A 20,017-nucleotide genomic window follows, 5' to 3' on the forward strand; every position below is an offset into this window, starting at 1 on the left:
CAGAGTTTCGCTTGTCACACTATTGCGCCGGCACAAAATCATCAATCACACGCACCGTCGGCTGACCGCCATTGTCTGAGTCGCCGCCGAGCACCAGATCGTATGAGCCGTCGTGCTTGTTGAGGTCGGGCAAGAAGCAACGCACGATACGATTGAAATCCTTGACCTGGCCAACCTTGTCCCAGGTGACCGCGAGCTGCGGCGCAACCGTGATCTGACCGGCGTTCGTGACCTGCACGTTAAAGAAGTTCACGCTCTTCGACGCGTCGCCATCGAGCGCGGCATGAAAGAATATCTGGCCGTCCGGGGCGGTCCAAATCCAGGCACTTGGCTTCGAGTAATCGAGCAGATGAATCGGCTCGCCGGCCGAGTTGCGTAGCTGCAAGCCGTCGACGAACCGCCGCTGGGCGAGACTATACGTCAGCAGCGTGCCGCCACCTTGCATGACGACCAAGAACTGATGACACGGCGAGAACACCAGGTTGGCCGAGTTGTCGCCGTTGGGATTCAGCGGCAGCGAAAAACCATAGAGATCGCGGAGACCGGCTCCTGACGCACAATCGTACGCAAAAATCTTGGGGTCCTGGTTCTTGGGTCGTTGGGCCGGGTCAGTGATGTCCTCGACATACTCGCGCCGAATGTTCCCGCTGGCAGCGTAAATCTCTTGTCGGACCGGGCTACCCGATGGGGAGTAGATCAACCGACTGAGTGGAGTAAACAGTCCGTAGCAACGATTCATCTCGACAGCCGATTGGCTCTTGCCGAGCGTGCTGGGATCGAACAGTTCGAGTCCCGCCGAACGTGCGCCGCCGCCACGTCCCACTCGACCACGGCCGATGTTGATCAACCGGTTGTCGGTAGCGGGCAACACATACAAGAAGTCTTTGACGTTGTCACGCGTGACTACGTCGATCGGCTGCGGCAATAGCCGACCGTGAATGTGTTCGGCGGTGAAACCCGCGAGCGTCTTGCCCCCCTCGGCATACTTGATTCGCGAGATGCCCGTGTAGCCCGTGATGTAGAGCCAGAGGGCATTATCATGTTCGACCCATGTCGAGTTGTACGGCCCCAATCCGACCGACGCGGGCTGGCCGGTCACTTGACCGTTGCTCATCAGCGGCAGGTACGACTTGTAGACCTTTCGTTCGGCGACACGGCGCGAGAAATCGAGCTTCGAGTAAAAGTAGTTGTAGTCGCAGACCCCAATCACCCGGTCGGCCTCACCCGGGGCGTCGATCACTGCATAGTTGGGCCCCTGCGAGATTCCGATCATCGCCGCTGCCAATGTCGCAAATCGCTGAGGATCGCGCTTGATCTTCGCGGTGATATCGAAGCGAATTGTCAGTTCGCCACTGGGAGCGCCAGAGAACGTTGTGCGGTGGCGACCCGTCGAGTCGGCAATCAAATCGGCCGGCGCGTCAGGCATCGACAGCGCTATCGCCGCACGCGAGATCGAGCATTCGCCATAAGCTAAACGCACAAACTGACGCCCTGCAGCGCCGATATTGATGTAACGCTGGCGCTGCAGGCCCTTGATGGTCTCGAACTCGGTCGGAGGCAACGATCTACCTGCTGCGTCGCTTGGATCACGAATCGTTTTGATGACCGACAATCGCTCGGTATTGCCATTCGCGTCCAGGTCAAGTCGGTACGTGCCAAACGTGATGCCACGTTTGGTGGCGACAGGGGCACCTGCCTTGCGCGAGCTACCGACGATCAACTCATCGTTGTAGAGCGGTACCTTGGCTGTCGGCCAGCAAGCCGCGTGCAGGCGAATGTCCTTGCGAAACACCTCCGCATCGTGCCAGTTCTCCAGTGGCACCGACACCACACCGCTACACGTCTCGAACTCACCGTTGGGCGTACTCACACGGTAGTTGCGATCGAATACGATATACAATCGCCCGCGGGTGCATACGAGTTTGGCGTCATCGAGATCCCAATTGCGTTTGATGCCCGGTGTTTCTGGCACAAACTTGCGTGTCTCGGCCTGAAAACAGACCGGCGGTTGCTCAAACTTGCCAGTGTGCGGATTGAAGCGGACAATGCCCGCGCCGTCGGCGACGTTGCTGATATAGATGCGTCCCTGGTCGTCGACCTCGACCGATTGACCACCTTGGTATAAGCCGCTCGATGAGCCGCCGAGCATGTTGTATCCCAAGGGATCATTCCAGCGTGGATTGGCCAACTCACGTTCTTCGGTCGTGTGGATCGCGAAGCCATCGAGCGGCAACGTGATCGTCTCGTCACCCTGCTTGTTGAGCCACGCCCGATCGAGCGGCACCTCGATCAGCATCTTGCGCCACTCTTTGAGCTTCGTCGTCGAAGTGTCGTAGATCGCCTTGCGATACGAGAAATAGAGGCTCACCTTGGTCGGATCGTCCGGAGCGAAACTCTGGCGCGACAGGATTGTGCCATTGTTCGAGGCAATGCCCGGTAGATCGGCATCGGTGATGACCGGATACGTGATTGAGTCGGTCGTGACGGTGCGCGTGGCACCGGTGAGATCTTGCATACGGAGCTTTGTCAGATCGGGAAGCGCAATCCGAGGCGTGGCCGACGGATCGAGCTTCGACCCCGGCTCGATCGCCGCAAACGTGTTGTTCTGCAGCGGCAGGGTATTGAGAATGGTCACCGTCGGCACTGGGCTCACTTGCTGCGCATGTACCGACTTGCCTGTGGCGTCTTTCACTTCGAGCGACACCGCCGAGCACGCGCCAAAACCAACCACATCGATCACCATTGCTTCGGGCGTGAGGCGATCGCTGAGATTCACCTGCAATACTTTCTCGCCACTTGCGCCGGTCAATTTCAATGTCGCGTTCAGCTTTGGGTACTTGTATCGCCATTGACCGAGCTGCGGGAGCCGAACGATCAGCTCATCACCACAGCGAAAAATGGTGTCGTCGGCCCCGATGATCACTTCCATGCTGCATAAGAACGTGAGTAGAACCGTCGATACAAAACGCAAAGATGAGGCATTCATGGGATTGGTCTGAGCTTGATCTTGGGGCGAGACGCGGTGGTTCTCTGTAAGTTTCCAATCGTCTAACGATCACTCGTTTTTCGACGGGCTCTAGCGACCAGGCAACGTGCTTAACAATCGAAGACTCAAGTCCGGCTGGATTGCTCGTTACCGCAAACTTCAGAAGCGCGGTTGACCTCGCCCGACCATTCCCATTGCCGGTGCCGGCTTCAACGTCTGTGTCGTTTGATTGTCAACGGAAGGAGAACATTAGTAGCCAGGTGCAGTCGCTAGATCAATTCTCGCATGGGTTGATGGCGATCGACCAGATATTGCGGTCGACCGGCGAAGTCGCGGACGGTGGTTTTGTTGGGATTGATTCCCAGCTGGTGGTAAAGCGTTGCTAATACCTCGCCAAAATGCACCGGGCGGTCGACCGCCTCTCCGCCGAGACGGTCGGTGGCACCGATCACCTGTCCGGTCCGCAGCCCGCCACCAGCGAGTAGCGCGCCGCCGACCTGCGGCCAGTGGTCGCGGCCAGCGTCCTTATTGATGATTGGCGTGCGGCCGAATTCACCCCAGGCGACCACGGAAACTTCGTCGCTCAAGCCGCGCTCGTGCAGATCTTCCACGAGAGCGCTCAGTCCTTGATCGAACAACGGGCCATGCGTGTTCTTGAATTCGGAGAAGTTATTCGAATGGAAGTCCCAGCGGCCGAAGTTAAGTGTCACGCAACGCGCACCGGCCTCTACCAGACGCCGCGCCATGAGGAAATGTTCCAGGTTGCGAGGAGCGCCGTCGCCATAGTTCTTGGCGTCCCCCTTGCCATATCGTTCGCGTACGCGTGGATCTTCGCGGCTGACGTCGAGGGCTTCCGCAAGCCGGCTAGAAGTGAGCACGCCGAGGGCCTGCTGCGTAAAGGCGTCGTAGCCCGCGAGCTTGCCCGAGTTCTCTACGTTGCGGCGAATCGTATCAAAGCTCGACAATAGTTGCTTACGGTCTTGTAGGCGCTCGACTGGGATGCCGTTGAGCTTTAGATCAGCGCGACCTTCACCATTGGGGCGGAAGGCGCTATGCGACGCGCCGAGAAATCCCGGATGACCCGGCGAACCATAGGGCGGATGCCCCGTAACCGGTGCGAGCCCGACAAAGGGTGGCGTGCCGGGATCGCGGCTGCCCAATAACTTCGAAAGTGTTGCGCCAACTGATGGCCAACCACCCGGCGGTTGCTGCATGAAAGACCGGCCCGTGTAGCAGATAAATGAATCGTGACTGCCATTAGGTGAACCTACCACCGAGCGAATGGGCACGAGCTTGTCCATGATCCGTGCCAGGCGCGGCAAGTGTTCACAAATCCGAATTCCCGGCACGTTGCTCTCAATCGGCTGGAATTCTCCACGAATTTCGGCAGGCGCCTCCATTTTCAGATCGTACATGTCCTGATGCGGTGGAGCGCCGCACATGTAGATCATGATGATGGCCTTTTTCGTTGAATGGATTCCGCCAGTTGACTCGGCACGCAGCAAGTCAGGTAGGGCCAGTCCTCCCAAACCCAAAGCACCGATGGTCAGAACTTCGCGCCTACTCAATCCACTACACAGTCGTGGCGGCGAATCGAGAAGCGAAAGCATGAGGCAGCCCTTGTCAGGTGGGTATTAATTCAAGCGGGTGCATTACCGTTATCATTCCGCAGAAAGGCTCTTTCAAGCCATGCGAATGGTCAGATTAGCTCTTTCACGACCGTTCGGTTTTCCAGGATGTAGCGAGGCCGTCCGGAGAAATCGTTGAATGTTAACTGCGGATCGATCCCCAGGTGGCGATAGATCGTGGCGAGGATGTTTTCGGGACGATAGGGGAGATCTTGCGGCGTTTCACCCTTATCATTCGACGAGCCGATAATTTGCCCCATCTTCAATCCGCCCCCAGACATCACCACGCTCATCAGCGTTCCCCAGTGATCGCGACCGGCGCTGGCATTGATCCGCGGCGTGCGCCCAAATTCGCCCATCGAGACAACGAGGACATCGCGCGCGAGTCCCCGCTCGTGAATGTCTTCGACAAGAGCGGCCAACCCTTGGTCGTACGCTGGTCCCCTTTCCTTCATACGCTGTTCGATCTGAACGTGATCATCCCAGCCACCAACTCGAACCGTGACAAAGGTCACTCCGGCTTCGACCAGTCGCCGAGCGAGCAGCAAGCTTTGACCGGTTGTATGGCGGCCGTAACGGTCACGGGTGACGTCGCTTTCGGCCTCGATCTGAAATGCGCGGCGGGCACGATCGCCCGTGACCATCTCGAAGGCCTCGCGACTAAAGTGATCAATTGCCTCGGTCGTTCCTGTTGCAGCGGCCGCGCGGCGCTGGCCATCTAACGCGGCTAGCAACGAGCGACGGTCGGTGAGTCGTTCGAGATTCAAGGAAGTGTTGAGGCTCAGGTTATTTACTTCAAATTTGGCAGCAGCGGGATCGCCGCCGGTTTCGAATGGGCTAAAGCGCTTGCCGAAGTAGGCTGGGCCGCCGAAACGCATTACCTGAGGTACAGCCACATAGGCTGGAACCCCGACTTGGTTTGGTCCGCGTAATTGGGAGGTAATCGAACCAGCGCACGGCATGTCGTTTTCACGCCGCTGAGGGTCGCGGAGGTAATACCCGGTTTGTGTCAGATGGGCCGAGGTGCCGTGGCTGCTGGAAGAGTGAGTGACCGCGCGCAGAACAGCCAGTTTGTCCATGATCCGCGCTTGCTGAACCATCAGCTCACTGAACTGTACTCCGGGCAGGTTGGTAGCGATCGTTCCGAGTGGTCCGCGATATTCGGCCGGCGCGCGTGGCTTGGGATCGTAGGTTTCAATATGGGTCGGCCCGCCGGCCAGTTCCACAAAAATCACTGCCGTGCTCCGCCGCTCCGTACCCTTCGCTGCTGCAGCACGAGCCCGGAACAAGCCGGCAAGCGTAAGCCCGAATACACCGATTCCGCCGACCCGAATCAGGTCACGACGGGAGACTCGATCGCAGCACTCAAATGGTCTTCCCAACAGTGTCAGCATGGTTGACCTCGGCGGGTAAATTTGGCGGGATAACGAACCGGCGGGAAATATCAACATCCGTTGATGGTCGTAGTCTAGGTACTGCTTCAGCCGCGAACAAGACGATTTTTTAACGTGTAGATGCTACCTGGCAGGGTCTCGGCCACTTCGAACTGTGCGACAAACTCTTCCAGATGCGGTCACTTGGGGACGTGACGTCGCGGCACCCTTCGTACGTTTTGATAATCGCCGCAGTTTTCCTTCGTGTGTTAACAGCAAACGAGGGGCGACGGATTCACTCCGACCACTCATATAGAGTCAATGATCCGGAGTCTGGATAAGAACGCTGTCCGATCATTTGCGTTAAGATGCAGCGTTGGCCGTTCGGATGAATATCGACGCTGGTGCAAGGGCCGGGAGTGGCTACGGTGGCAAGCGATTCACCTTGGGTGGGATCCCACGCACGCAGTTCGCCTTTGCCAATATCGCCCCCAGCTGTGAGTAGAAAGCCTTGCGCGTGAAATTGAGCCGAATAATAAAAGCCCTTCAACTGTGAAGCAACTTTGAGTTTCAGTTCACCGGTCGCGATATCAACCAGCAACGCACATGCAGGGCCCGAGTATTCGTTACTGCCGCAGGCGACGAGCGTGCCGCCATCGGGCGAAATCGTAATGCCACGAATGCCGCCCCACTCGATATCTTCCACGCGGCGATATGCAGAGAGTTGAGGCACATCGATGCTGCGTTGCTCCTTGCCGGTTGCAAACTCCCAGACCTTAAGCCGCGGCTTCTTCGGCTGACGGTCGGCAGAGATCAGTCGTTGATCATCCGGATGAAACGCCAGCCCGTACACAGGATGGCCCTCAATCCGCAACTCGTGCATCCGCTTTCCATCACTGGCCTGCCAGACGTGTATGTTGCCATCGCGGTCACCGGTCGCGAACAGCTTGCCGTCTGGGCTGGCAGCCAGTGAGTAGATGGTGCTCGCATGAGCGGTGATCTTCCAGCGCTGCCGAGGTTTATCGCCTGTGCAGTCCCAAGCGAAAACCACACCCGCAAAGTCCGCCGTCAGAATCAGGTCCGTACCGGAACGTACGATGTTGCCGACCCAAGTCTCGTGGCCCGATAGCTCCGTGGTTGACTTAGCAGCCACATCGAGGCAAAGGATGTCGCGGTCTCGTCCTCCGGCCAGCACAAACCGGGCGGTCGGATCGAACGCGCAAGAAACCAGCGGTGAGTGGTGTTTGTATTCAGCCACTTCCTTGATTTTGGTGGGATCACTTTGCATGGCATTGCCGCCGGAAGGAATGGATCAGGCGAGTAGTTCGCCAATCGGTTTCGCCGCTGGGTCTGCCACCGGATTGGTTTGTCCGCCGATGCTGTAAGATGCCGATGAATCGATACCTACGGCTCGCAAATAAGTGTGAAACAGATCGCCGAGTTTGACGGGCTTGTCTTTGACTTCCGTACCGAGGTCATTGGTCGAACCATACACCACGCCCGGCTTCACACCACAACCGGCCATTGCCACACTCCAGGCGCGGCCCCAGTGATCGCGGCCGCCGAGCTTATTGATCTGCGGCGTGCGGCCCATCTCGCCCGAGATCACGACCAGCGTGTGCTCCAGCATGCCGCGCCGCTCGAGGTCGTCGAGCAAGGTGACCAGCGTGCGGTCGAACTCGGCACACCGGATTTGGTGCCAGTAGAAATTGTCCTGATGAGCATCCCAGTCGAAGTGAGTAACTTTCACGCAAGTGACGCCAGACTGCAGCAGCCGCCGGGCGAGCAAGCAATTCTGACCGAATTCGTGCTTGCCATATTGTTCGTGATCAGCACCAGATTCTTTCGTCAAATCAAATATCTCGCGCCGATCCATCAGTGCCTGCGCTTGTTCGAATGTCGTCCGATAGGCGTCAATTGGCGCTGCATCGCGGCCCCGCCGGAAGCGTTCATCGTTCGATTTCCGGATGCGATCGACGGTCTCGGCAAGGGTTGGTTTTACCGCAGCAGGCTGGACGAGATTCTCCGGAGGCCGATTGTTGACGACCCGCACACCTTCGTACTTCGCGCCCAAAAAGCCTGCATCGCCGACATCAGTGTACGCCTTCGGCCCATCGCGCCGGATCGAAACGTAACCGGGCAACACGTCCTCGGATCGTTCTAGCAGCTTTGCAACCGCGGAGCCGAGCACCGGATAACCGGGCGCGATGCGGCCCGATTGCATGGCGTAATGTCCTTGGAAGTGATCCGGGATGTTCGAATTCAGGCTGCGCACCACCGTCAGGCGATGCATGATCTTCGAAGTGTGGGGCAGAAGTTCGCCGATCTGCACGCCAGGGAGTGATGTCGAGATCGCCCGGAACGGGCCGCCGGTTTTGGTGCCCGGTTTAGGATCCCAAGTTTCGAACTGGCTCGCACCCCCGGACAGAAACAAGAGGAGCAGTTGTTTGCGAGATAACGTGGATACCTCGGCACGTAACGGTTGCTCAATTGCTCCCGCTCCGAGTGCAGCAGCAGTCCCTTGCAACCAGGCGCGGCGTGAGATCTCCGACGCTGCGGTACGTGATTGACGTCCTGCCATCTGCTGCTCCTGAAATCAGTGGTTCAAACGAAATTCAGACGACAACAGCAAACCCCACAGCAGAGCTTGCAACGGTTCACGCCGCTCCTTGGGAGTTTTGATCGACTGGAGCAGTTGCCGAACTTCGGCCATTTCATCCTCGGTTGGCAGGCGTGACAGCACGCTCAGATACAGTCCATCGGCTACCGACTGGATGTCGGACATCTGGTTGAGGCGCGCGAGCAGAGTGCCAGAGTCCTCTTGGAGAATCGGTAAAAGCTTAGTGCTGTTGCGCAAATACAGCGCCTGATCGACCACCGGTTGAAAGCCCTCTTCCGGTTGACCGGGAAGCCCCGTGAACGCGGCCACCAAGCTAACAGACTGACGTTCCAGGGCTTCGTTCCGCGTAATCTTCTCTTTCCAAGCCGGTGTGGGACTCGCTTCTGACAATGGCGAAGTTTTCTTCGTTTGAGCATCGAGCCGAGCGTAATGCAATTCAATCCGACCCGTGGCTTGCAGCACCGACCACCGCAATTGTTCAGCGCTCAGCCCACGCAAAGGCGCGACGGCAAATGACTTTTCCGACAAATCCTTTGAGTCAGCCGGCATCAAACTGGACCGCTGATAGGTATCGCTAATCGCGACTTCGCGGAGAAAGCCCTTGATGTCGTAATGGTTCTCAACCATCCAGCGTTCCAGCACGGCGAGCAATTCGGGATGTGAAGGTGGATTGGCAGCGTGATGAAGATCGAGGGGGTGTACCAATCCTCTTCCCAGCAAGATGGCCCACAAGCGATTGGCAATGTTTCGCGTAAACCCCAGCGTTCCCGCGCGGGGAAGCTGCTCAGCCAGTTTCAATCGCCGGCTATAAGTAGGGACGCCCCGAACTTTTGGCTCCGGTTTGACGAGGTACTCTTTATCCTTTTCGAGCGGCGGGTCGGCAATCATTTCGCCGCCGGGCAAGCGGGGACTAGTTTCCCCAGACCTGGTCGTGAAGACCGAAACAAACGTCGTTTTGCTCGCGGCGGTTTCTGCCAGTTGTGCTCCGCGGGGCGAGAGCGGGTGCATTTTGGACCGTTCCAGAAATGCGTATATGCCGAAGTAGTCAGACTGGCGATAATCTACAACGTGTGGGTCGTCATGACATTGGGCACACTGCAGATCGACTCCGAGAAACAGACGTCCCACATCGCGTGTCAGTTGATGCGGGGCGACATCCCGGACGAGGTAGAATTTGAGCGCGCTCGCGAGTTTTTCATCGGTGCCGTCACCGGCCAGCAACTCCCGAACAAGCTGGTCCCAGGGTTTATTGGAGGCAAACGACTCCGCCAAATACTCGCGCCAGTTCGGTGCGGGCACATCGTACAAGTTGCCCCCCGCCGCAATCCGTCGCTCGGTGAGCATGACATCAAACAACCGAGCCATGTGCAGAGCATAGTCGGGGCTGGCGAGCAAATCGTCAATCAGCTTTTGTCGCTTGTCGGTCGCAGAGTTCTCTAAAAAAGCTCGAGTTACTTCTGCTGATGGAATGACGCCGTTCAGATCTAGATGCACGCGACGGATAAACTCCGCGTCGCTGCAAATCGCAGTCGGGACGACCTTAAGTTCAGAGTGCCGCTGGGAGATGAGTGTGTCAATTTGCTGATGCAGCGACGGGGCATCGGCCGCGGTCGAGATGGCAGAAATCATGGTGCAGGCTGCGATGCATATCGGCCAAGCAGCAAACCGTGGCATATGACAAAATACGATCATGGTTCAACTAAAGTCTCGGCTTGGATCCAGGCAAGTTGGTTGCGGCAGTCGTCTGGCGTTCCTGCTCTGGGCAAGCAGCGACAAACTAGGCAAACAGGCCGTCGATCACTTGCCCGGCCGCGATTGGTGTAGGGCGGGGGAGTCTTGGGAAATAAGTGCGGTGTGGTTCGATGCCCAGGGCATGGTAGATCGATGCTGCAACGTCTTCCGGCGTCCAAGGTCGCGTAGCTGGGAATGCTCCTGAACGATCGGTCGCGCCAATCACAGCGCCACGACTAATACCGGCGCCCGCCATCAGCACGCAGCCCGCGTTGGGATAGTGATCTCGGCCGCCGTCCTTGTTGATGCGGGGTGTGCGTCCAAACTCGCCCATGACCACAACGAGTGTTGTGTCAAGTAAGCCACGTTCTTCCAGGTCATCGAGCAAGGCCGAGAGGGACATGTCCAATTGCGGCAGGTTTCCGGGCCCTCGATACGAATGCCACTTGTAGCCGCTGGGTGCGTTCGCAGGTGCCTCGGAGACCGACATCATCGATTCGAACAGCAACTGGTGATTATCCCAGGTGCCATCCGTCGTGCCATCGCCGAACAGCCCACCTTGGACGGCTTGGTTGATGGTCACGAACCTCGCCCCGGCTTCGATCAGCCGGCGTCCCATGAGGACGCGTTGCCCGTAGATGTTCTGGCCATAACGCTCACGCAGCGATGTCCGTTCCTCATCCAGGTTCATCGCCCGCGCCATCGCACCGCTGGTGAGCAGCGAAATCGCTTCTGCGCCGAACTTGTCGTGTGCTTCGAACGGCCCGGCGTTTTGGACGGAGAGTTTGTTGAGGTTCTCCATCTGAGCAAGCAACGACCGGCGATTCTCAAAGCGTGAGGCATCGACGCTCAGTTTGTTGAACTGCAAGGTCGGAGCACTCGGGTCACCCTTGATATTGAAAGCGTCGTACGCGGCGCCAAGATAGCCAGGCGGGTTTGTATAGCGAGCCGCGACTGGCAAACCGAGATGGGCGGGTATTCCCGGCACTCGGTTGCCCCGCAGTGCGGAGACAAGGCAACCAAAGTTGGGAAAGTACTGTTCGTTGCGCGCGGGAAGGAATCCGGATGCTACGTGCTGCGAACCGACATCGTGGCCGCCGTTTCTGCCTTGCCACGAGCGAATGATGGTGACCTTGTCCATCCGCTGCGCCATCAGCGGCAACTTCTCGCAGATGTGAGTTCCAGCCACATTCGTCGAGATTGGTTGCCAGAGCCCCCGAATTTCAACGGGCGCATCGGGCTTTGGATCGAAGGTTTCATATTGGCTTGGTCCGCCAGCCAGGAACAGAAAGATGCACGAAATGTCTGAGGACTTGCGACCAGCGTGGGGTGCAGCCTGCAACCATTGGGGAAGATTGAGCCCGAACAGCCCTGCACCGATTTGCAGTGCAGCACGTCGACTCGTTCGTACGTTCACCGTTTTTCCCGCCGTCATCATGTCAAACCACCGTCTAGCAAGCACCCAACCGCAAAGCATCAGAATCCACTTATATGTCTTAGGCGACGCGAGGTCAACGTAACAACATCAAATGCGCGCCGCAGCAGTGAAGTCCCTTCCCCAGCCGCTGCGGACTGCCGAAACGATTGAGAGTCCGCGTTTTGCCTGCCGACGAGATCAAGTTAACGCGCGCACGAGTACGGCGGTGTGAGATCTGAGCGTAACGTCGCTCGCTGCTGAGAGTACGTTTCGCACGCAAGAATGCACGCCTAGTGCGATCCGCAACAGTGCCTGTCACGGCACGCGCAATACGGCCTCAAGGAACGCTACGGCGTCTGCGTACTTCTCTGATTTATAAGTCGTTCCCTTTCCGACGAGTAAATGACACTCCATCCCAACGGAATCCGACTTTTCCTTGAGCTTCACGCCGAACACGGGATGGTGGATACCGTGGCTCGCATGCCGTGCGGGAACGGTCAGGTCAGCGTCGCACGACATGAACAGCGGAGGATCATCTCGGCTGACGTGATTAAAGGGAGAAAACTCGACATACGCATTGCGATGTACAGCGTAATTCTTCAATGCGTTGTCGATGGTGCGTTCACCGACTGCCATGGCGATCATCCGATGCTGGAGCACATTTGGCCCGAGCCACGGTTCGATTTGCCTAGGATCAATCGAGGTTTGCCCACGAAATACGGCAGCACCTGCTACGCGAGTCGACTCGCGTAGCACCGGATCCATGGACTTGGGATCGGCCAGATCATCATGGCAGAGCAGCCACATTGCTGTACACGCCCCGGCGCTCCCGCCGGTCAGACAGATCCGTTTCGTATCAATGTTCCACTCGTTCGCCTTCGTGCGCAGAAATTGAATGGCTCGAGCCGCATCGTGAACAGGGGCTGGCAAAGGAGCTTCAGTAGTCAGTCGGTAGTTGATCGCCGCATAAGAGACACCCTTTGCCAGCCAATGTCGCTGCGGATTTCCCTCCTGCAGCTTGTCACCACCGGTCCAGCCTCCACCGTGAATAAAAACCAACAACGGCCGAGGGTCATTTCCTTCCGCCCGCCAGAAATCGAGCACATTCCGCGCATGCGAGCCATAGGAAGCATCGGCATGGGTTGGTGGATCACGCGTCGGCAAATCGGCCGCGCGAAGACTGGTCACGATAAACAGCACACCGAGCAGGACCAATCCCTTCATGACGTCTTCCTGAGCAGGTGTACTAGTGACTGAATTGACGTGGTGTTGAATCTGCGACTGGTTATGAGGCAAGGCACATGGGCGCCCGTCACTTTATCAACCGCAATTCGAACAACTGCAGCGTGCCATCGCTAATGACGCCCGGCACGAGCAGTCCGTCACTCGTTCGGTTCCAGCGTGGTGCCGAATCAATCCGCACAACGCCACCTCCCACTTTTGTTGGAACTGGGGGAGAACGGATGTAATTTCCATCCCCGCGGTAATAGATGGTATAAATGCACTCCGTTGGTTTTTGCTTGTAGCTGCCGACATACAGCTTCGTATCGGGCGAAAGTGCATTGTCGTCATCGGTGTCAGGAAATACGCTGGGCCCGCCGAGTTGTCCGGCCCACTTCTCCGCCGCAACGTCATAAAGGTTGTAGGCACCGTGATCCTTGGAAGCCATTGCGAAAAGAGAGCCCTCGAGCCACTCTGGATGACCAGCAAACGGGATCTTTCTTAAGCCAGTGCCGTCGACCCGCACGGCGCAGCCAGCGCTCGGGCGCTTGTTGCCCTTGCCTCGCACGATAAACGTAATCCACTCGCTGTCTCGGTTCCAAAGAGTGTGATGCACATAAATCGGGTATTTATCGGGATCGCCCAGTCGAGCCCGCTCTTTAGGATTGTCAAGCAGCAAGTCGGACAGTTGCTTGTAAGAGACAAGCAACTTGCGCTCTCCGTTCTCAATATCGACGCGAAAGAGACCGTCAGTCGTCGGGTTCGCCGGACCATTGACCGTCCCATCCAATGCTCCAGGATAGGCAATGACTTCTCGCGAGCGGCTGATCTTGCCGTAGTTAATGCCGGCGAAGTACTTACCGTTCGGGGCCACGCCGCCGTTGGCGATCGATTCGTTGCCGAAGCGATACTCGCGTACTCGGCGGCGACTCTTGACGTCGTAAAGAACCGTGAAAACGAGCCCAGATTTCGGATCGACATCGTTGAAGAAAAACTGCGTTTCTGCTTCGCTGGGGTTCCAGTAGAGCATCGTTCCTTGCTGGACGTTCCAAGCCCGAGTCCGGTCGACGACTGTCACCTCATTTTGTTTCTGTGAATCGATTAGGACCACTTCGGCAATGTCGCCAACAGTCGGCATGCGGTCGTGAAAATCGGTTCGCAGCGCAACAATGAAGCGACCGCTAGCATTCCATGGAATCGTGAGACCGTGGCCGATATAGCCGAAAAAATGGTTCTTTGGACCGAACGTAATTTGTTCGATAGTCATCGAGGGTTCTGCAGAAGTCGCAATACCGGCCCAGTTGGCAAACGCCGCTAGAATTAGGACTATCTGCGAGCAAACGAACGCGAGTGGGATGCAAAGATTAGGCGAACGGCCTCTGGAAGAAAGCGGCCGGAATGCTTTGGCAAGCAAGGAACGCGACAACAAAGGGGTAGTCCTCCAGAGCGAAGCGGAACAAGTCCCGGTAGAGATCAGGGTCGAGCGATGCAATGTATCGAAGCGAAAGCAGCCGATCAAGAAATCATCGAGCAGCGAGGCAAAACTGCCGTCGCTCCCCAAATGTGGAAATCGTCACTGCCACAGCAAACTAAAATGCCCGCGATCTTCTCGGAAGACTCTGGATTTTAGACAATCACGTACCAGCCGGCTTCTTAAAGGCTGCGTGCTCGGAATCTCCTGTCGCCAGCAGGAACGTGAGAAGGTCACGGATTTATTCCTCGACGTGTTCAGTTGACCGGGTGGCATAATCGACAGTGCTGACGGCAGGCGGCCATCGGTCGAATCTTTGGCGATCTTGTGCTCCTTTGGCACGCGCATTGTGGATGGTTGTGCGGCCATGTAATGCTGAACCCCATGCCCTATGCCCTCGCGGTCGGATAAGCGACGAAACGGCCGTTCCCGCAAGCAGCCAGCAAACCTTCCACCCGAACGCAGTGTGGGTGAAGGAGCAAGTTGAGTCGTTTGTGACATGGGCAAATATCCAAGGCATGGAACCTGGCATCGTCCAACACGACCGCGACTCGAAGTTCACCAAGAACGTCAATCAAGCGCTGAGGCGAAAGCGAGTGAATGTGAAAGTGCCGGAGTTCCGGACACCGAACACCAACGCTTTCGTGGAGCGGTTCGTTCAATCGATCCAGCAAGAGTGACTGGATCGGTTCGTGAGCTTCGGCGAGACGCACATGGATCATGTGTGCGGGGAAAACCTGGAGCACTACGACAAAGAGCGACCGCATCAGGGCATCGAGAACGAATTCGTGAACGATCCAAGGCGGCGCAGCGTGACGCAACCAGTTGAATCGATTCCGATGTGCGAGATTCGTAGTTCAGCGCGGTTAGGTTGGCTACTGAAGTGCGATTGGAGGAAGTCGGCATAAAAAGCCAACTCGCCACACTGATCGTTCGCAAACGCCCCTCGATTCTGCACGTCAGGACGCACCGAAACATTTGCTCGGAACTGAACCGTGGATCTGCGAACTAATGCTACGACGTTTGCCGTTCTGGCATGAAGTTAGGTTCGAGAGTGACGCGTCGTTTAGCAGTGGCGTTATTCCTCTTTCCATTGCAGGACGGAAAGTGCGTTCAATTCACGCACGAAGAGTTGGCCATCGGCAACGGCCAAGTGAGCCCATGCCGATTCGTCACTTACCTTTCGACGGCTGAGGAGCTTGAATTCGCTGGGATTAGCTGCGATGAGCAACAGTTCCCCCTTTTCGTCTAAAGCCAGCAGTCGATCACCACGGGCGATGACGCTCCAATATTTGCCGAACGGCTCACTGGTCCAAGTACGCTTACCGCTCTCAAGATTGAAACACGCAAACCTTTGATTGCGGAGATGAACATACGCGTGGCCGGCGATCACGACCGGCGAACTCATGTAGCCTTGAGCTGGTTCCTCCCAAGCGGTTTCCACGCTGAAGTTCGGCGATTCGCCCATCGGTGCGCTGTTATGAATTCGATACGCGACTGTTTTGCCCCCATAGGTGCTGGTGAAGGCGAGGTCGCCAATGATGGTTGGGGTAATGATGTTCATGCCGCGAAAGGCGGGCACTTTCTGCGACCACAACACATTGCCGCTGTCGAGCGCGAGGCCAGCTAGTTTTTCCCGGGCCTGCACGACGAGTTGGCGGACGCCGTCGATGGTTGCGATAATTGGGGACGAGAAGGCGCTACCGTTCATACCGCCTTCGTCGTGAAACTCTCGCCAGACAACCTCGCCGGTACGTTTGTCGAGCTTAACGACTCCCGCAGCCGCCTGCACATACAGATGGTCGCCGTCGATCAGTGGCGAGGCCACAAATCCGAACGAGGGAACCGGCGTTTTGTATTCATCTACGAAGTTGACCCTCCAACGCTCTTTGCCGTTGGAAACATCAAGAGCCACCAGTACATCGCGGATGCCAGCAACATACAGGGTCTCACCATCACAAGCCGGTGTCGCGCGAATCCAGCTACCGTTGGCCCAGGCGAAGAAGGGAACGATTAGCGAACCTTTCCATTCGGTTTGCCACAATTCCTCGCCTGTGTCGCGATCGAACGCACGGACTCGCTCTTTATCGGCGTTAACGGTTTCCGTCGTAAAGACTCGCTTACCGCTGACGATCGGCCCTGAATAACTCTGTCCGAGTTCGACCCGCCAGGAGGTCCGCAAGTTCTTCTCATCGAGCGATTCAGGCCAGGATAGGCCGCGATAGAAACCATCCCGCGTCGGACCTCGCCACTGAAGCCAATCTTCTCCAGGGGCCGGAAGTGGCATGATCGCAACTGCAACTAGGATGCAAAGCCAACGCTTGTAAGCCATCATTTCCGCTTCCTCGTCACCTATTTCATTGCCAAAGCTGAGTCAAAGCTACTCCACGAACGACTTGCGGCCTGTCAGTCTAGCGCCTCGGCATCCGCCAGTTCCAAGGCGAAGCCCGAAGCCAACAGCAAACTTGGATCATTCCTGCAATCGTTCATGGGAAAAAAGCCCATGCCAGTCACCGGCGGAGTCGCGACTGCACAGCAGCCTCGCACGGCACAAAAATCAAGCGACGAACGATCCCCAACGGTCGCGGTGGCCATCACTCCATCATGACCATCACCACCGGCCGAGCAAGCGGGCTGATGGCAATTGCCGGCTCGGTTCGGCTAAAAACGGTGAGAACTCTCGCAAAAAAGTGTAGAGTGTCATGACAAACAGCACGGTTGGGAACTCACGTCCGCCTACTCCACGTCGAGCCGGCCCTCCTGACGCCGTTGAAGCAACGCGGCTCGGCAAAGTAGTGAATCGCCTTCTTTCAGCAACGATCGCAGGCCGCCGCCGCATCTAACCGGATGATCCTACTAAGGCCGAGGCCAAGTATCCTCGTCAGGACTAAGGTAGACTGGACACTTCGACTCAAAGTCTGCGACCAGATCGCTTTCAATAAATGTTGGGTTGGATTCATGATGTATGCTCGCCGGCCGTCGCCTCTCACTGCCGTATTAGCCTGGACCATGGCCATGTCAGGCATCGGCTCGGCCACCGAGTTGCCTCAACCGGTGCGGACCTTGCTCGACCGTCATTGCACGGCTTGCCACGATGCCGCGGAGAAATCGGGCGGCCTCGATCTTGCGACGCTCGGAACGGATCTCGATAACCCGGCGACCTTCGCGCGCTGGGTGCGCATTCACGACCGCATCGAGACCGGCGAAATGCCTCCCCCCGATGCGGGCGACGCACTCGCGGCGCAAGATCGCGCTGCCCTGATCAAATCGCTCGGCAGCCTACTGACGCAAGAAGACGCACGGCAGCAACGAAGCGAAGGCCGCGTCCCCTTGCGGCGGCTCAATCGTACGGAGTACGAAAACACGCTCCGCGATCTGTTCGCCATGCCGGGGCTCGCGGTCAAAGATCTGCTGCCGGAAGACGGTCGTGTCGACGGCTTCGATAAAGGGAGCGACGCGCTCGAAATCTCGGCCGTTCAACTGCGCAAGTACCTCGAAGCCGCCGACTATGTGCTCGATCGTGCCATCGTTCGCCAAGATCGTCCGATGGTGTATCGGACTCGCATCCGTCGCATCGGCGGTTTGGCACAGTTCGGCGAGTGTTCGTTTCCGATCCAAGGCGGCCAAGTCGATCTGGAGCAAATCAAAGCCTTGCGAAAAATGCGGCTTCCGGAAAAGCTGCCGTACTTCGAAACTATGGATTCGCTTGGCATACTGACGAGCGCGCGTGAATCATATCGTCCGGAGGTCGGCAACTTCTCGCCGTATCATTCCGGTTACTACCGTATCCGCACGTCGGTGTGGAGCTTCGACTACAAGGCCGGCGAAATGAAACCGGCGCGGCGGATGCAATCGTTGGCCCTGTTGGCGAACGAGCGGCTGCTGGCGTATTTCGATGCGCCGTCATTGGCGGCGCGCGAGCATGAGATTGTGGTCTGGTTGAATGCGGCCGAGACGCTGCAACTCAACCCGGCCAACCTCTGGCCGAACTACTCCAACCCGCTGGGATACGACGGGCCGTGTGTGGCCGTCAACTGGGTGGACGTCGAAGGCCCATTGCACGACGCTTGGCCGCCGTTGAGTCACACGCGACTGTTCGGCAATCTGCCGCTGGCAGAATTGTCGAACGAGAAGAATCGACCGGTACCGCGTCAGCCGCCCCCTCCGCTGCGTCATCCGGGCTCCGTTCCGAACCATAAGGACGGCCGCGAATTTCAAAAGAATCAACCGGTTTGGACCGCTGCCTCGCCGTTGCCGACAGCCGACGCAGAGCGGCTGCTGGCCGACTTTCTGCCCCGTGCGTTTCGTCGCCCCGTCGCTGCCGAAGAGGTCGCCGAGTACGTCAAGATTGCGCATGAGCGTCTCGCCGCAGGCGATTTTCTTGAGACCGCCATGCGGGCCGCGTATCGCGTCGCTCTCTGTTCGCCCGACTTCTTGTTCCTCAACGAACCTCCGGGGGCCGCCGACCCGAAGGACCCGATGGCCCTCGATGCCTATGCCGTCGCCGCGCGGTTGTCGTATTTCTTGTGGAACTCGCTTCCCGACGACGAACTAACCACCCTTGCGGCGAAGCGACAACTCAGCGGCACGGCCCTCCCACAGCAAGTCGATCGCCTGCTCGCCGATCCGCGCTCCGATCGCTTTGTGAACGACTTTCTCGATCAATGGCTGGAGCTGCGCGAAATCGATGCGACCAGCCCCGAAGGAAAGCTCTATCCCGGTTTCCGCCTCGACCTGCGCGATGCGATGCTCGCCGAGCCACGGGCCTATTTCCGCGAGCTGCTCACGCACGATCTCGGTGCGGCCCATGCGATTGATTCCGACTTTTTGATGGTGAACCAGCGCCTGGCCGAGCATTACGGGATAGTGGGCGTGGAAGGGAGCGCGATCCGCCGCGTCGCTGTGCCGCCGGGCTGCGTCCGCGGCGGCTTTTTGACCCAAGCCGCCGTGCTGAAAGTGACGGCCAACGGGACTACGACTTCGCCGGTGCTGCGCGGCGCTTGGGTGCTCGACCGCCTGCTCGGCCGTGCGCCGCTGCCGCCGCCGCCGGATATCGCGGCCGTCGACCCCGACGTGCGCGGCGCCACGACCATTCGTGAGCAACTCGACAAGCATCGCAATCACGCGAGCTGCGCCGGTTGCCACGCCCAGATCGACCCGCCGGGCTTCGCATTGGAAAGCTTCGACGTGATCGGCGGCCAGCGGACCCGCTATCGCCATACCGGCGAGACGGGCGACTTGCCGAGTCGCGAGGAATTCGTCAACGTGCCGGCCAAGACGATACTTGAGAGCTTTCGATACGGTCTACCGGTCGACGCTTCGGGCACGACGGCCGACGGCAAAGCTTTCCGCAACGTCGCGGAATACAAACAACTGCTGCTGCGCGATCAGGAGGTCGTGGCCCGGGCGCTCGTCGAACGATTGATCCTCTACGCGACCGGCTCGCCGGTCAGTTTTGCCGATCGGGCCCAGGTCGAGCGCATCCTTACGGCGGCGCAGAAAAGCGAATACGGACTGCGGACGCTGTTACACCAAGTCGTACAATCCCCCCTCTTTCGCCGGAAGTAACG

The 20,017-nt window shown here is 57.9% G+C and carries 12 protein-coding genes; 1 reads left to right on the top strand and 11 read right to left on the bottom strand.

The window, feature by feature from the left end:
* Positions 1-19: 19 nt before the first annotated feature.
* The 11 genes from ETAA8_RS08150 to ETAA8_RS08200 form a co-directional block, all read right to left on the bottom strand.
* On the bottom strand, positions 20-2,986 hold the full coding sequence (locus tag ETAA8_RS08150; protein ID WP_145087339.1) for a hypothetical protein: 2,967 nt from the start codon (positions 2,984-2,986) through the stop codon (positions 20-22).
* Positions 2,987-3,255: 269 nt separating this feature from the next.
* On the bottom strand, positions 3,256-4,596 hold the full coding sequence (locus ETAA8_RS08155) for a DUF1501 domain-containing protein (protein WP_145087341.1): 1,341 nt from the start codon (positions 4,594-4,596) through the stop codon (positions 3,256-3,258).
* 89 nt (positions 4,597-4,685) lie between these two features.
* Positions 4,686-6,008: a DUF1501 domain-containing protein gene (locus ETAA8_RS08160; RefSeq protein WP_145087343.1), complete on the bottom strand. Its 1,323-nt coding sequence runs from the start codon at positions 6,006-6,008 to the stop codon at positions 4,686-4,688.
* A 274-nt stretch (positions 6,009-6,282) separates the two neighbouring features.
* Positions 6,283-7,275, bottom strand: coding sequence for a WD40 repeat domain-containing protein (locus ETAA8_RS08165; protein ID WP_145087345.1), 993 nt, complete (start codon positions 7,273-7,275; stop codon positions 6,283-6,285).
* 24 nt (positions 7,276-7,299) lie between these two features.
* Positions 7,300-8,568, bottom strand: a complete 1,269-nt coding sequence (locus ETAA8_RS08170; RefSeq protein ID WP_145087347.1) for a DUF1501 domain-containing protein — start codon at positions 8,566-8,568, stop codon at positions 7,300-7,302.
* Between the two features lie 15 nt (positions 8,569-8,583).
* Positions 8,584-10,236, bottom strand: a complete 1,653-nt coding sequence (locus ETAA8_RS08175; protein WP_202921672.1) for a DUF1549 domain-containing protein — start codon at positions 10,234-10,236, stop codon at positions 8,584-8,586.
* Between the two features lie 148 nt (positions 10,237-10,384).
* A complete protein-coding gene (locus tag ETAA8_RS08180; RefSeq protein WP_202921673.1) occupies positions 10,385-11,755 on the bottom strand; it encodes a DUF1501 domain-containing protein in 1,371 nt (456 codons plus the stop codon).
* A gap of 315 nt (positions 11,756-12,070) precedes the next feature.
* Positions 12,071-12,979: an alpha/beta hydrolase gene (locus ETAA8_RS08185; RefSeq protein WP_145087353.1), complete on the bottom strand. Its 909-nt coding sequence runs from the start codon at positions 12,977-12,979 to the stop codon at positions 12,071-12,073.
* Between the two features lie 88 nt (positions 12,980-13,067).
* On the bottom strand, positions 13,068-14,243 hold the full coding sequence (locus ETAA8_RS08190; protein ID WP_145087355.1) for a hypothetical protein: 1,176 nt from the start codon (positions 14,241-14,243) through the stop codon (positions 13,068-13,070).
* Positions 14,244-15,525: 1,282 nt separating this feature from the next.
* Entirely contained in the window at positions 15,526-16,734 is a 1,209-nt protein-coding gene (locus tag ETAA8_RS08195; protein WP_202921674.1) for an outer membrane protein assembly factor BamB family protein, read from the bottom strand.
* 119 nt (positions 16,735-16,853) lie between these two features.
* On the bottom strand, positions 16,854-17,042 hold the full coding sequence (locus ETAA8_RS08200; protein WP_145087359.1) for a hypothetical protein: 189 nt from the start codon (positions 17,040-17,042) through the stop codon (positions 16,854-16,856).
* A 363-nt stretch (positions 17,043-17,405) separates the two neighbouring features.
* Here ETAA8_RS08200 and ETAA8_RS08205 point away from each other — a divergent pair, with 363 nt between their 5' ends.
* On the top strand, positions 17,406-20,015 hold the full coding sequence (locus tag ETAA8_RS08205; RefSeq protein WP_202921675.1) for a DUF1592 domain-containing protein: 2,610 nt from the start codon (positions 17,406-17,408) through the stop codon (positions 20,013-20,015).
* Positions 20,016-20,017: the final 2 nt, after the last annotated feature.

Source organism: Anatilimnocola aggregata (genome assembly GCF_007747655.1).
GTDB lineage: Bacteria > Planctomycetota > Planctomycetia > Pirellulales > Pirellulaceae > Anatilimnocola > Anatilimnocola aggregata.

Coding starts and splice junctions, on each gene's coding strand:
- ETAA8_RS08205 (WP_202921675.1), top strand. CDS start 17,406: ATGATGTATGCTCGCCGGCCGTCGCCTCTCACTGCCGTATTAGCCTGG.
- ETAA8_RS08160 (WP_145087343.1), bottom strand. CDS start 6,008: ATGCTGACACTGTTGGGAAGACCATTTGAGTGCTGCGATCGAGTCTCC.
- ETAA8_RS08190 (WP_145087355.1), bottom strand. CDS start 14,243: ATGACTATCGAACAAATTACGTTCGGTCCAAAGAACCATTTTTTCGGC.
- ETAA8_RS08200 (WP_145087359.1), bottom strand. CDS start 17,042: ATGGCCACCGCGACCGTTGGGGATCGTTCGTCGCTTGATTTTTGTGCC.
- ETAA8_RS08170 (WP_145087347.1), bottom strand. CDS start 8,568: ATGGCAGGACGTCAATCACGTACCGCAGCGTCGGAGATCTCACGCCGC.
- ETAA8_RS08195 (WP_202921674.1), bottom strand. CDS start 16,734: ATGCCACTTCCGGCCCCTGGAGAAGATTGGCTTCAGTGGCGAGGTCCG.
- ETAA8_RS08165 (WP_145087345.1), bottom strand. CDS start 7,275: ATGCAAAGTGATCCCACCAAAATCAAGGAAGTGGCTGAATACAAACAC.
- ETAA8_RS08185 (WP_145087353.1), bottom strand. CDS start 12,979: ATGAAGGGATTGGTCCTGCTCGGTGTGCTGTTTATCGTGACCAGTCTT.
- ETAA8_RS08175 (WP_202921672.1), bottom strand. CDS start 10,236: ATGATTTCTGCCATCTCGACCGCGGCCGATGCCCCGTCGCTGCATCAG.
- ETAA8_RS08150 (WP_145087339.1), bottom strand. CDS start 2,986: ATGAATGCCTCATCTTTGCGTTTTGTATCGACGGTTCTACTCACGTTC.
- ETAA8_RS08155 (WP_145087341.1), bottom strand. CDS start 4,596: ATGCTTTCGCTTCTCGATTCGCCGCCACGACTGTGTAGTGGATTGAGT.